Genomic DNA, 11,931 nt, shown 5'->3' with positions numbered 1-11,931 from the left:
CGGCTTTCGCTCAGTTCGCCGTAGCCGGAGCCGTGCGGCTGTCGACGGCGACGACGACGCTCAGGCCGGCGCGCAGCCTGCCTGCCTTCAGCACATCGGCCGGCACGTCGATGCGAACCGGGATGCGCTGCACCACCTTGGTGAAGTTGCCGGTGGCATTTTCCGGCGGCAGCAGCGAGAACACCGCACCCGAAGCCGGCGCCAGAGACGACACCGTGCCTTCGAAATCATGGCCGTCCGTGGCGTCGACCGAGACCCGCACCTTCTCACCGGGCACCAGCTTGGCCAGCTGCGTCTCCTTGAAGTTGGCAACGATGTAGAGCTTGTCCAGCGGCACCACGACGGCGAGCTTCTGGCCGGGGCTGACGAGGTCGCCCTGCTCGACCGAGCGGTTGCCGACCACGCCGTCATAAGGCGCCTTGAGCACGGTGAAGGAAAGATCGCGCGCGGCCTTGTCGCGGTTCAGCCGCAGCGAAGCCAGCGTGCTGGCCGATTCGGCGCGCTGCGCTTCGAACACGCCGATATTGGCCTGTGCGGCTGCAATCTGCGCGTCGGCGCCGACAAGGGCCGCATTGGCCTGGTCGAGAGCGGTCTGGGCATCGTCCAGTTGCGCCTGCGTGCCGACATGCGTCTTGACCAGTTGCGCGGCGCGCTGCTGGGCGCGAGCGGCGTTGTCGGCTGCCGCCTGGTCGGCGACCTTCTGCGCCTGCGCCTGTTGCAGCGAAGCTTGCGCCGCCTTGGTCTGCGCGTCGATACGGTCGAGCGTCTTGGCCAGCGTGGCGATCTGCGCCTCCGCCTGGGCAACGGCTATTCTGTAGTCGCCGTCGTCGATCGTCAGCAGCGGATCGCCGGCCTTGACCTGCTGGTTCTCCGAGACCTTGACTTGATCGACATAGCCGGAAATCTTCGGCGAGACGAACGACATGTCGGCCTGGACATAGGCATCGTCGGTCGAGATCAGGAACCGGCCGTCGGTCCAGTAATTATAGCCATACCAGGCGCCGGCGCTGAGCAGAGCGAGGCCGATGATCGGCAGCATGAACGAGCGAGCCGACCGCTTCTTCTTGGCCGGCACCTCGGCCAAAACTTCGGCGGCAGGCTTGATGGGCGCTTCCGGCGCTTCGATAACCGGCGAGACCTTGGCGTTGGGAAAGGGGCGGACTTCGGCGGTGGTTGGCGTGTTCGAGGACATGATATCTCGCTACCGTAGCTACATAAGGAAAATGTGTTATACTGAACCGTTCGGTTCGATGCGAACGTTGACATAGCGCTAAAGCAGGCCCATATCAAGAGCAATCGAACCGCTCGGTTCGAATTATTTCGCGAGGTGTGACTTTAATGGCCGACACGTTACCCGACGTCGAAAATGATCCCTGCGATGTGCTGGATAGTGCGCGTCGCGGCCGCCCGGCGGCGGGCCAGGATCCGGTCAAGCGCAGCCAGATCATTGAGGGCGCGCGGCGCGTGTTCATCGACAAGGGCTTCGAAGCGGCGTCGATGAACGACATTACCCGCGAGGCCGGCGTCTCCAAGGGCACGATCTATGTCTACTTCGCCAACAAGGAAGAGCTGTTCGAGGCGCTGATCGAGGAAGAGCGCGGCACCATCTTCAAGAACATGTACGACATGCTCGACCGCGCCGACGATCTGCGCCAGACGCTGGTGAAATTCGGCAAGGTGCTGTCGATGAAGATCACCTCGGCCAAGGTCATCCAGGCGCAACGCACCGTGATCGGCGCCTCCGACAGGATACCGGACATGGGCGCGCGGTTTTACGAACGTGGCCCCAAACGCGGCCACGACAAGGTGGTCAAGTTCCTCAATGCAGCCATCGAACGCGGCCTGCTCAAGATCGATGATGTCGATCTTGCCGCTTATCAATTCACCGAACTGTGCCTCGCCGGCCTGTTTCGCCAGTGCATCTTCGCCTACCGCACCAAGGCGCCGAGCCAGGATGAAATCGACCACATCGTGCGGTCGGGCGTCAGCCTGTTCCTGAAGTCCTACGGCACCGAAAAGCTTGCCGAGGAAGAAAGCCACCAGATGATCGCCGTGGAGGCGAAGCCAAAGGCAAAGGCCTAGTTAGCCAAAGGTCTTTTTTCGCAACTCCGGACGGAAAACCGCTTCACACTTTTCCCGGAGTTGCTTTTAACCGCCATTGGCCGCCAGCACGATCGCCGCGCGCAGTTCGTCCAGACCCTCGCCCTTTTCCGACGACGTGGCGAGCACGAACGGAAACGCCGCCGGTCGCTTCTTGATCTTCAGTAATGTCTCTTCGATCAGCCGCGGCACGCCGGCGGCCTTGATCTTGTCGGTCTTGGTCAGCACGATCTGGTAGGACACCGCCGCCTTGTCGAGCAGTGACAGCACCTCGTCGTCCTTGGCTTTGATGCCATGCCGGGAATCGATCAGCACATAGACTCGCTTCAGCGTCACGCGGCCCTTGAGATAATCGAAGACCAGCTTGGTCCAATCGTCGACTTTTTCCTTCGGCGCGCTGGCATAGCCGTAGCCCGGCATGTCGACCAGCGCCATTGGCGGCAAGTCGGCGCCTTCGCCGGAAAACCCGCCCGGCACGAAATAGTTGAGCTCCTGCGTGCGGCCCGGCGTGTTGGAGGTGCGCGCCAGCCCGTTATGGCCGACCAGCGCATTGATCAGCGACGACTTGCCGACATTGGAGCGGCCGGCAAAGGCGATCTCCGGCGGCCCCTCCGGCGGCAGGAACTTCATCGCCGGCACGCCGCGGATGAAGATCCACCCCTTGGTGAACAGGTCGGTGCCGATGACGGTGTTGCCCGGCGCGTTCAAATTGCTGCCTCCAGCCTGGAAATATCGGCGCCTCGGATGGCGTTGAGGTTGCGGCCGATCTTGTCCACCGGCCAATTCCACCACGCCACAGCCAGCAACCGCCGCACCGTCCTGTCGTCGAAACGCATCTTCACCACCTTTGCCGCATTGCCGGCGACGATCGCATAGTCCGGCACGTCATGCGTCACCACCGATTTCGCCGCCACGATGGCGCCATTGCCGACCGACACGCCGGGCATGATCACCGCATCCATGCCGATCCATACATCATTGCCGACCACCGTGTCGCCACGCACTTCCTGCGACCACGTCTTCGGGTCGAAGCCTTGCTCCCAGCCATGGCCGAAAATGTTGAACGGATAGGTGGAAAAGCCGGACATGGCATGGTTGGCGCCGTTCATGATGAAGCGCGCGCCCTCGGCGATGGCGCAGAACTTGCCGATGATCAGCTTGTCGCCGATGAAGGGATAATGATGCAGCACGCATCGCTCGGCGAATTTGTCCGGTCCGTCAGGATCGTCATAGTAGGTGAACTCGCCGATCTCGATATTCGGCGCGGTGACCAGGGGCTTGAGGAAGCCGACGCGGGTGTGCATCGGGATGGGGTGTTTGATGTCTGGGTTGGGTCCGTCCATGGCGAGATCCGTCGAGAGTGGCGCAAATTAAAGCCGCCATTCTAGATGGCGTGATCCGCCCTATAGCACCAATCGCCCGATGAGCGAGCCCTGCTGGGCTTCGATGTTCAGTTCGTGCCGCGGCAGATCACGATCAGGTCGACCGCCGCCGTCGGCTAAGGCGCCCTGAAACCCAAAAAAACGGGGCCCTGCGAAGGACAAGCAGGACCCCGGTGGTGTCGAAGACGGCTTCAAAAGAATGGCACCTCCTCGTGAGGTGGGGAAGGCAGACCGAGAAAGCCCGTCGTAGCCCGCCGTCATTCCCCGTTGCGTAAAGCCGTTACTTCGGCAACAGCACCTTGTTGACGACGTGGATGACGCCGTTCGACTGGTTGACGTCGGCGACCGTCACCTTGGCGGCGCCGCCGGACTCGTCGACGATGTAGAGCGAGCCGCCCTTGACCTCGGCGATCAGCGTGTCGCCGCTAACGGTCTTCATCTCATACTTGCCGCCCATCGCCTTGGCCTTGGTCATCATCTCCTTGGCCGAGATCTTTCCGGCCACGACATGGGCGGTCAGGATCTTGGTCAGCTTGTCCTTGTTTTCGGGCTTCACCAGCGTGGCGACGGTGCCGGCCGGAAGTTTCTTGAAGGCGGAATCGGTCGGCGCAAACACCGTGAAGGGTCCCGCGCTTTCCAGCGTGTCGACCAGGCCGGCGGCCTTGACGGCGGCAACCAGCGTCTTGTGGATCGGCGAGTTGAGGGCGTTCTCGACGATGTTCTTGGAGGTCAGCATCGCAGCGCCGCCAACGGCGGGATTGGCGAGCGTATAGGCCGTCGTCGCTGCGAGGCCCGATAGAGCCAGGCCGGCGGAAAAGCATAATGCCTTGAGGATGGACTTTGCCATTGGAGAACCCTTCTGGTGCGACAATTGTTGATTCGATTGTCGGGAAGAGTTACGCGGCGATTGCGGGAAAGTTTCGGTGCAGCGTAAAAAATGATAATGATAACAAATACTTAAAGGAGAATGCCCATTCCACGCGCCGCATCCCCGCGATGGACATGACGGGGTCACGGATCAAAAACAACGGTCTTCGGATTAGGGCTGATCGGTGTTGATCGGCCTTGGCGGTACAAGCAGCAGCCACGCCGGTTGCACGCCGCAAGTTTCGCGCCTCACGGGAACGTGATGAGCGCCTCGTCCACAAAAAACACCGGACGAGCCGGGGCTTTGATTGCCACGCCGTTTATTCAGCCGGCGAGGGTTTCTTTCGGAACAATGCCGTCAGATTGTCCCACAATTCGATCTTGGCGCCCTGGCGCTTCATGATCACGCCCTGCTGCAGGATCGACAGCGTGTTGTTCCAGGCCCAGTAGATGACGAGACCGGCCGGGAAGCTGCCCATCATGAAGGTGAAGATCACCGGCATCCAGGTGAAGATCTGCGCCTGCGTCGGATCCGGCGGCGTCGGGTTCATGCGCATCTGCAGGAACATGGTGATGCCCATGACCACCGCCCAGGCGCCCATATGCGGCAGGAATGCCGGCGGCGCGAAGGGCAGCAGGCCGAACAGGTTGAAGACCGAGGTCGGATCGGGCGCGGCCAGATCCTGGACCCAGCCGAAGAACGGCGCGTGCCGCATCTCGATGGTGATGTAGAGCACCTTGTAGAGCGAGAAGAACACCGGGATCTGCAGCGCCACCGGCCAGCAGCCGGCGAGCGGATTGATCTTCTCGGTCTTGTACAGCTCCATCATCGCCTGTTGCTGCTTCATCTTGTCGTCCGCGTATTTCTCGCGGATCTCGAGCATCTTGGGCTGCACCTTCTTCATGTTCGCCATCGACGCATAGGATTTGTTGGCGAGCGGGAAGAAGAGGGTTTTGACGACGACGGTGGTGGCAAGGATGGCCAGACCGAAATTGCCGAAGAATTTGTACAGCGTGTCGATCAGGTAGAACATCGGCTTGGTGATCCAGATGAACCATCCCCAATCGATCAGCCGGTCGAACAGCCTGATCTGGCGGTCCTGGGCGTAGGCGTTGATCTTGTTGACTTCCTTGGCGCCGGCGAAGATCTCGGTCTCGACCGTCGCCGACTGCCCGGCGGCAATGGTGATCGGGTCGGTGAGGAAGTCCGACTGGTAGCGCGGGCGGCCATTGTCGTAATAGGCATAGTGCGGCTGGAACGGCTGCTTCTCGGTCGGCACCAGGGTAACCGCCCAATATTTGTCGGTGATGCCAAGCCAGCCATCGGTCGATTTGCTCGGCGTATAGAGCTTGTTCTTCTCGATGTCGGCGTATTTGTGCTCCTGCAGGCCTTCCGTGCCGGTGACGCCGATCAGCCCTTCATGCAGCACATAGGAGCTGGCGACGGCCGGCTTGTCGAAACGGATGACCCGGCCGTAATTGGACAGCGTGACCGGGGCCGAGCCTGAATTCTGCACCGCATCGGAAACGGTGAACATGTAGTCGCCGTCGACGGAGATCGTGCGCTTGAAGGTCAGGCCCTTGTCGTTGGTGAAGGTCAGCGTCACTGGCGTCGCCGGCGTCAGAGTCGCATTGCCGTCGACGCTCCAGACCGTTTCCGGGCCTGGCACCGTGCCGGTCGTGTCACTGCCGACAAAGCCGATCTCGGCATAATAGCCGGTGGGCAGCGCCTGCGGATTGAGCAGCTGGATCTGCGGCGATGTCTTGTCGACCGTCTCGGTGTAGTGCTTGAGCTTTAGGTCGTCGAGGCGGGCGCCGGTGAGGTTGATCGAGCCCGACAGGCTCGGCGTGTCGATGTTGACGCGGGCCGTCTTGGCCACTTCCTGCGCGCGGCCTTCCGGCGTCGTGACATAGGTGCCGGGCGCGTTTGGAATGGCGCCGGGCGCTGCGGGCGCCGGCGTGCCGCCGGGGTTGGCGGCCTCGGCCGCCTTCTTCTGCTCCGCCGCCCGCTGCTCTTCGATGCGGGCCGCCTCGCGCTGCTGTTCGCTGCGCGGCAGCACATAGAAATATTGCCACAGCCCGAGGATCAGCACCGACAAGACGATGGTGATGTAGAAGTTCCGGTTGTTTTCCATCGAAAGCCCTTGGCCTATCGTGTTCCGCTGAGACGGCGGGAGAGTTCGGCCTCCAACTGGCCGAACGGAATGGTGAGCACGTCTTCACGCCCGACGATGACATAGTCATTGCCGGGCGCCATGTCACTTGCGGCATGGGTGCGCACGGCTTCTTTCAGCCGCCGCCTGACGCGGTTGCGGACAACCGCATTGCCGACCTTCTTGGTGACGGTGAAGCCGACGCGCGGCGGCAGGCCGTCATTGCGGTCGAGAACTTCGACGAGAAAAAGCCGCCCGCGCCGCTTTTCACCGCGGCGGACGGCCAGGAATTCCGCACGTTTCAGAAGCCGCTTGGGGTTTGGTCCCACTGGCTTGCCGGTTGCGGGCAACGATCTCGTCTTCCGTTCAGGCGCTGAGCCGCTTGCGGCCGCGGTTGCGGCGAGCTGCGACGACGCCGCGACCACCCTTGGTGGCCATGCGAGCACGGAAACCGTGCCGGCGCTTGCGGACGAGTTTGGACGGTTGGTAGGTACGCTTCATTTGTTTTAATACCGCGGGGTGCGGCCCTTCTTGATTCTGTCACTGTGTAACAGGAGCTTTGCCGGGCCGGCATTGGCGCGATCGAAACCGCGCCGGGACGAATGGCCCGAGCGTGAGCGGCTTATAGAAAGAAGGGTTTTGGGAGTCAATCCAGCGCGAACTATGAGTTCGTCGCAGCGCGAACACCCAGTTCGAGGCGGTCTTTTATTGCTGGCACCATCGTCCAACGAAGGATGAAATTGGCAAAAAAGCCGCAATCGCCTAATCTCAACCGATCAAGCGTTTGTGAAGACAGGCCTTAATGAGCGAAGTTGCATCAGCGGATGAAGGGAGCGGCCCGGCGACAGCCGATGCCAGCCCGGCGACCGTTCGCCCGGTTGCGAGCCGTTCGGTGCCCAATCGTTCAGTGCCCTTGGCGCGCGGCCTGTCGACCAAGCTGCTCTTGCTCACCATTGTCTTCGTGCTCCTGGCCGAAGTCCTCATTTTCCTGCCCTGGATCGCCAGCTACCGCCTGGCCTGGCTGAAGGAGCGGCTAAGCACCGCTGCCGCGGTGTCGATCGTGCTGGTGCAGGGCGAGCCCAATTCGCTCTCCCGCGCCGCCCAGAACGACGTGCTGATGGCAATCGGCGCCAAGGCGATCGCGGTGCGCGACGGCGGCGTGTCGCGCCTGCTGGTGGTGGCCGAGATGCCGCCGCAGGTCGACGAGCATATCGATATCGCCAATGTCGGCATGATCAAGGGCATGACCGGGGCGCTGGATACGCTGTTCTTCGGCGGCAAGCGCATGCTCAGGGTGTTCGGCCCGGTCGGCGACAGCGACAAGGAATTCGAGCTGATCATGCCCGACTATTCCCTGCGCAACGCCATGCTGCGCTATTCGCGCAACGTCGCCTTCGTCTCGCTGCTGATCTCGTTGTTCACCGCAATGCTGGTCTATGCCGCGATCGACCTGATCATGATCGGCCCGATCCGCACCATGACGCGCTCGATGCTGTCCTTCTCCGAGGCGCCCGACGATCCAGGGCGCATCATCCACCCGGCCGCCCGCGCCGACGAGATCGGCGTTGCCGAGCGCGAACTGTCGCAGATGCAGGAACGGCTGCAAAAGATGCTGTCGGAGCAGAAGCACCTTGCCGACCTTGGCCTCGCCGTCTCCAAGATCAACCACGACATGCGCAACATCCTGGCCTCGGCGCAGCTGATGTCGGACCGCCTGCGCCTGGTCAAGGACCCGACCGTGCAGGCCTTCGCGCCAAAGCTCTTGCGCGCGCTCGACCGCGCCGTCTCCTATTCCGAAGGCGTGCTCCACTATGGCCGCACGCAGGAGCCGGCGCCCTCACGCCGCCGCTTGCGGCTGCGCCAGCTGGTCGACGACGTCCACGGCCTGCTCGACATCGAGGACGGCATCGAATTCGTCAATGCCGTCGAGCTCGCCTTCGAGGTCGATGCCGATTCCGACCAGCTGTTTCGCGTGCTCACCAATCTGTGTCGCAACGCGGTCCAGGCGATGGCGGCCGACGCCGAGAGCGCGCTGGTGCGCCGGCTCGCCGTATCGGCCGAGCGCATAGGCAGCGTAAGCCGCATCATTGTCACCGACACCGGTCCCGGCCTGCCGGCGAAGGCGCGAGAAAACCTGTTCGCGGCGTTTCGCGGCTCGGCCCGCAGCGGCGGCACCGGCCTTGGCCTGGCCATCGCGCATGAACTGATCCGCGCCCATGGCGGCACGGTGGAGCTGGTCGAATCGATCGGCGGACGCACCACCTTCGCCGTCACCATCCCCGACCAGCCGGTCCGCCTCGACCAGGCCCGCAGCGGCCTGCGCCGCCCGGCCTGAGCTGTATTTGATATTCAGCCGAAGTCGGACTTAGCTGAATCTCAGCACACCTTGATCGGCACCGTCGAAAGCAGCTGCGACAAAACTTTTGCCGGATTGGCTTGCTTTTCGGAAATTCAGTCGCTAGGGAACACGTCTTGTCGCGGCCGGTCGTCAGGATCGGTTAGCGGGGCTATGTAAAGCATGGCCTGTTGCGCGCCCGTAGCTCAGCTGGATAGAGCACCAGACTACGAATCTGGGGGTCAGGAGTTCGAATCTCTTCGGGCGCGCCATATTTTCCAAGGGTTTGAGCCCAATGCCCGAAAGTCGCGAAATAGCTGGGGGCACACAGGGGGCACAGGAACGCCTTGGTTTCCGCTATTCCGTCGACGAGCGTGCCGCCTTGCTGGCGGCTGGATGCCCGGAGGTCGAATCCCTCGAAATGCTTGCCCACCACTACCTCCAAACGCCGACGACGGTGGAACGGAAGCAAAGCTGGACCGAATTTCAGGCCAGTTGCCGGCGCATCAATGCGGCCGCAGTGCAGCTGCTCGAGGAGCTCGAGGCCGGCGGGCACTGGTCGCAAGAACAATGGGTGGACGACTACCCGGAGCGATCGGACCTAATATCTCAGCTGCTCGGGCTGGCGAACTGGTCAGAGCATGCGGCCGCCCACGCCGAGGACGAAATCCCCCATGCGAATGCCAACTGGTCGTGGCGGCAATTCCTATGGGAGCTCTGCCATTTCTGGGACCGCCGTCTCGGCCAGCCGGTCGGTCGGCGCCAGAAGCGCGACGAGGTCGGCGGTCCAATGGTCGCGTTCTTGGTCGCTGCGGCCGGCCCGGTAAAGCTGGTCCGCGCGCCTGAGAACCTGGGCGGAAGCATGACGCCGGAAATGTCGTCACATGCGATCCGGGATTATCAGCGCTTTTCTCGAAATCAGGAGGAAGGTAGCCGAGCCATCTTAGCCGCGATCCGGGACGTGGCGGAATAACGCGCCTAAACCCAGCTAACTCTCGCCACTGCACAACGGCACGAATTAGCGCTTCCATGCACTCCTTCAGAAAATGGAGCGCATTTGATGTCGACTCGTATTCTTCCCATCGATGGGGTGCTTGACCGCACCGGTCTTTCGCGTCGCACCCTCTACCAAGAAATATCGGATGGACGCTTCCCGAAGCCTATCCAACTCACGGCCCGTCGTGTTGGCTGGCCGGAAGCCGATATCGAAGCTTGGCTTCAGGCTCGGATCGAAGCGCGCGACAGAGCTGCTGCGTGATGACCACGTCTCTCACGCCGGCCGACCATGCGAGCGCCGTCGCCTGGCTGCGTGAGAACTGGTCGACGGCCGAACGTCCATTGATCCCGATGATCCGGAGGCGCTTCGACGCCGGTCCGATCGAGGCCGTTGCGATCCTGCGCGAGGCTTCGCCGCACAGGCGCGAGGTGTCCGCGTGACGCGGCGCCGACGGATTGGTTGATCGATCGTGAGCGCAGCGGCACGAAAGTGGCTGGATCGACAGCACGTCGCCGACGGCACGCTGCTCCTGGTGCTGCGCGCCATGGCTGACCTCGCTGATAAAAACGGCCGCTGCAACAAGTCCCAGACAGGAATCGCGCACCATGCCGGCCTTGGAGAGCGAGCAGTTCGCAACTCGATCAAGCTGCTCGATCATGTAGGCATGATCACCCGGGACCGACGCAGCAGCGGCGGCAAGGCCGGTCGAATGACTGACCTCGTTCACCTGTCAATCGAGCAGTCGTTCGACCTTTCTCGGGAGGTAGTGACCTCGCTTAGAAGTGTGGGTGCAACCGGCACGAAAGACCGGTTACACCATGTGGGTGCAACCGGCACGGAAACGTGGGTGCAACCGGCATTGTTACCGGCACGAAAAGCGGTTGCTCCCAAGCCCTCGCGCGGGGAAGTAGAATCTATACCCTCAAAAGTCGGCTTAAATCACCACACCTCCGGCCGTGTCTGGCTGGATCGAAAACGTTCAGCGTGGCGTGCAGCGGTTCGACTTGACGGCGTTGATTTTACCCTCGGTCGGTTCGCGACTGAAGCCGAGGCGGCGCGCGCCCTCCGGGGCGCGCTCACCGACATCGAGCACGCAGCGAGTAATCGCTCTGGCACTCCGAGAGATCCACACACCAAGACCTCTGCGGGCCCCACCAACGGTGAATCGTTCGGGCAATGGCTTTTCGGCAATGCGCCACGCCCACCGGCAACGCCGCGCCCTTCAAGCCAGTCTCCAACTGACTCGCACTACAGCCGCGCGACCGAAACAGACACGCGTCGAGTAACGAAAGAACCTCCACAATGACCATAGGTCGGGAGCAAATCGCCAAGATCGGAAAGCTAATCCCGCGCCTCGCAAGTGATCACGATGGAGAGGTCGTCGCCACAGCGCGCGCCATCATCAGAACGCTCGGCGCTGCCGGCGCCGACCTGCACGACCTGGTTGCTGCGCTCGACAGGCCGGCGCTCGACCGCATCGTCTATCGCGATCGCCCTGTCCAGCAAAGCCCAAGGTGCGCTGATCAACTGGAGCCGCTCTGTCGCGGCGATGTGCTGAAGTTGGCGCGCTTCCTCCTGCACAAATGCCGATTGCCGGACAAGGAAGCTGGCTTTGTTGCCTTCGTGATTCGAACCGCTCTGGCGGGCGGCGATGATGATCAAGTCTGGCTCACCGAGAAGCAACAGAAGTGGTTTGTGGACCTCGTGCACAAGCACAACGCGATGGAGAGAGCCGCATGACCGCCGCCGCGCTCGCTCTCCGCCTCGTCGACAACGCGCTCGCCGAGCTCGCCGAGCGAGCGCAGGAGATGCCGTCGCGCACCCTGCGGGCCGAGCTCGACGACATCGCCAGGTCAGGCCGATCGGCCGCCGGTGATCTCGTCGCCGGCGTGCTTGACCGCGAATTGCAGCGGCGAGATCGGGAGGTCATCGAATGACCCAACCGCGCCCGGAAGGGAATGAAGGACCCACCCCGGGGGGGGGGAGGTCAATCTCTGGGCGGTCACGGGGGTCCAACCGCTCGGGGCTCATGTTCACGAAAAATTTGCGCAGCCCGGAAATATCGGAAGTGGGTTTTTTCCCGACCCGCCGAGCGAC

The 11,931-nt window shown here is 62.5% G+C and carries 15 protein-coding genes and 1 tRNA gene; 9 read left to right on the top strand and 7 right to left on the bottom strand.

Annotation, left to right across the window (positions count from 1 at the left end):
- Positions 1-10: 10 nt before the first annotated feature.
- Positions 11-1,192, bottom strand: coding sequence for an HlyD family secretion protein (locus NKJ75_RS21015; protein WP_023732747.1), 1,182 nt, complete (start codon positions 1,190-1,192; stop codon positions 11-13).
- 146 nt (positions 1,193-1,338) lie between these two features.
- On the opposite strand from NKJ75_RS21015, the gene NKJ75_RS21010 reads away from it, so the two are divergent.
- The gene (locus NKJ75_RS21010; protein WP_023748263.1) at positions 1,339-2,082 is read left to right on the top strand and encodes a TetR/AcrR family transcriptional regulator; all 744 of its coding nucleotides are present in this window, start codon (positions 1,339-1,341) and stop codon (positions 2,080-2,082) included.
- Positions 2,083-2,148: 66 nt separating this feature from the next.
- Here the strand turns inward: NKJ75_RS21010 and yihA are convergent, their stop codons facing one another.
- The 6 genes from yihA to rpmH all read right to left on the bottom strand — a co-directional run bounded on the left by yihA (position 2,149) and on the right by rpmH (position 7,003).
- On the bottom strand, positions 2,149-2,808 hold the full coding sequence (gene yihA / locus NKJ75_RS21005; protein WP_352500140.1) for a ribosome biogenesis GTP-binding protein YihA/YsxC: 660 nt from the start codon (positions 2,806-2,808) through the stop codon (positions 2,149-2,151).
- A complete protein-coding gene (locus NKJ75_RS21000) occupies positions 2,805-3,443 on the bottom strand; it encodes a CatB-related O-acetyltransferase (protein WP_023744902.1) in 639 nt (212 codons plus the stop codon). Before NKJ75_RS21000 ends, yihA begins: the two co-directional genes overlap by 4 nt.
- 319 nt (positions 3,444-3,762) lie before the next feature.
- Positions 3,763-4,329, bottom strand: coding sequence for a fasciclin domain-containing protein (locus NKJ75_RS20995; RefSeq protein ID WP_023696020.1), 567 nt, complete (start codon positions 4,327-4,329; stop codon positions 3,763-3,765).
- Between the two features lie 340 nt (positions 4,330-4,669).
- Entirely contained in the window at positions 4,670-6,484 is a 1,815-nt protein-coding gene (gene yidC / locus NKJ75_RS20990) for a membrane protein insertase YidC (protein ID WP_023828837.1), read from the bottom strand.
- A gap of 14 nt (positions 6,485-6,498) precedes the next feature.
- Positions 6,499-6,852 (bottom strand): ribonuclease P protein component, encoded by a 354-nt coding sequence (gene rnpA, locus NKJ75_RS20985; RefSeq protein ID WP_352500139.1) that lies wholly within the window; start codon positions 6,850-6,852, stop codon positions 6,499-6,501.
- Positions 6,853-6,868: 16 nt separating this feature from the next.
- Positions 6,869-7,003, bottom strand: a complete 135-nt coding sequence (gene rpmH, locus NKJ75_RS20980; RefSeq protein ID WP_008833937.1) for a 50S ribosomal protein L34 — start codon at positions 7,001-7,003, stop codon at positions 6,869-6,871.
- 301 nt (positions 7,004-7,304) lie between these two features.
- Between rpmH and NKJ75_RS20975 the strand changes: the two genes are divergently transcribed.
- The 8 genes from NKJ75_RS20975 to NKJ75_RS20940 all read left to right on the top strand — a co-directional run bounded on the left by NKJ75_RS20975 (position 7,305) and on the right by NKJ75_RS20940 (position 11,771).
- Complete coding sequence (locus tag NKJ75_RS20975) at positions 7,305-8,837, top strand: ATP-binding protein (RefSeq protein WP_023728827.1); 1,533 nt, start codon at positions 7,305-7,307, stop codon at positions 8,835-8,837.
- A gap of 195 nt (positions 8,838-9,032) precedes the next feature.
- Positions 9,033-9,109, top strand: a tRNA-Arg gene (locus NKJ75_RS20970).
- A 23-nt stretch (positions 9,110-9,132) separates the two neighbouring features.
- A complete protein-coding gene (locus NKJ75_RS20965) occupies positions 9,133-9,810 on the top strand; it encodes a hypothetical protein (RefSeq protein ID WP_352500138.1) in 678 nt (225 codons plus the stop codon).
- Between the two features lie 87 nt (positions 9,811-9,897).
- Positions 9,898-10,095 carry a helix-turn-helix transcriptional regulator gene (locus NKJ75_RS20960; RefSeq protein WP_352500137.1) on the top strand — a complete coding sequence of 66 codons (198 nt, stop codon included), beginning with the start codon at positions 9,898-9,900 and terminating at the stop codon, positions 10,093-10,095.
- Positions 10,095-10,274, top strand: a complete 180-nt coding sequence (locus tag NKJ75_RS20955; RefSeq protein WP_352500136.1) for a hypothetical protein — start codon at positions 10,095-10,097, stop codon at positions 10,272-10,274. The genes NKJ75_RS20960 and NKJ75_RS20955 overlap by 1 nt, the downstream gene beginning before the upstream one ends.
- Positions 10,275-10,303: 29 nt before the next feature.
- Positions 10,304-11,140, top strand: coding sequence for a hypothetical protein (locus NKJ75_RS20950; protein WP_502903904.1), 837 nt, complete (start codon positions 10,304-10,306; stop codon positions 11,138-11,140).
- Positions 11,137-11,574, top strand: coding sequence for a hypothetical protein (locus tag NKJ75_RS20945; protein ID WP_352500135.1), 438 nt, complete (start codon positions 11,137-11,139; stop codon positions 11,572-11,574). Before NKJ75_RS20950 ends, NKJ75_RS20945 begins: the two co-directional genes overlap by 4 nt.
- Entirely contained in the window at positions 11,571-11,771 is a 201-nt protein-coding gene (locus NKJ75_RS20940; protein WP_352500134.1) for a hypothetical protein, read from the top strand. Before NKJ75_RS20945 ends, NKJ75_RS20940 begins: the two co-directional genes overlap by 4 nt.
- Positions 11,772-11,931 lie beyond the last annotated feature (160 nt).

The sequence above is a fragment of the Mesorhizobium sp. M0058 genome (assembly GCF_040323095.1).
Taxonomy (GTDB): Bacteria; Pseudomonadota; Alphaproteobacteria; order Rhizobiales; family Rhizobiaceae; genus Mesorhizobium.
The sequence above is the reverse complement of the archived record's forward strand: the minus strand, read 5'-3'. Positions and strand labels throughout refer to the sequence as shown.

Coding starts and splice junctions, on each gene's coding strand:
- NKJ75_RS21015 (WP_023732747.1), bottom strand. CDS start 1,192: ATGTCCTCGAACACGCCAACCACCGCCGAAGTCCGCCCCTTTCCCAAC.
- NKJ75_RS21010 (WP_023748263.1), top strand. CDS start 1,339: ATGGCCGACACGTTACCCGACGTCGAAAATGATCCCTGCGATGTGCTG.
- NKJ75_RS20940 (WP_352500134.1), top strand. CDS start 11,571: ATGACCGCCGCCGCGCTCGCTCTCCGCCTCGTCGACAACGCGCTCGCC.
- NKJ75_RS20945 (WP_352500135.1), top strand. CDS start 11,137: ATGACCATAGGTCGGGAGCAAATCGCCAAGATCGGAAAGCTAATCCCG.
- NKJ75_RS20995 (WP_023696020.1), bottom strand. CDS start 4,329: ATGGCAAAGTCCATCCTCAAGGCATTATGCTTTTCCGCCGGCCTGGCT.
- NKJ75_RS21000 (WP_023744902.1), bottom strand. CDS start 3,443: ATGGACGGACCCAACCCAGACATCAAACACCCCATCCCGATGCACACC.
- rpmH (WP_008833937.1), bottom strand. CDS start 7,003: ATGAAGCGTACCTACCAACCGTCCAAACTCGTCCGCAAGCGCCGGCAC.
- NKJ75_RS20960 (WP_352500137.1), top strand. CDS start 9,898: ATGTCGACTCGTATTCTTCCCATCGATGGGGTGCTTGACCGCACCGGT.
- yidC (WP_023828837.1), bottom strand. CDS start 6,484: ATGGAAAACAACCGGAACTTCTACATCACCATCGTCTTGTCGGTGCTG.
- NKJ75_RS20955 (WP_352500136.1), top strand. CDS start 10,095: ATGACCACGTCTCTCACGCCGGCCGACCATGCGAGCGCCGTCGCCTGG.
- NKJ75_RS20975 (WP_023728827.1), top strand. CDS start 7,305: ATGAGCGAAGTTGCATCAGCGGATGAAGGGAGCGGCCCGGCGACAGCC.
- NKJ75_RS20965 (WP_352500138.1), top strand. CDS start 9,133: ATGCCCGAAAGTCGCGAAATAGCTGGGGGCACACAGGGGGCACAGGAA.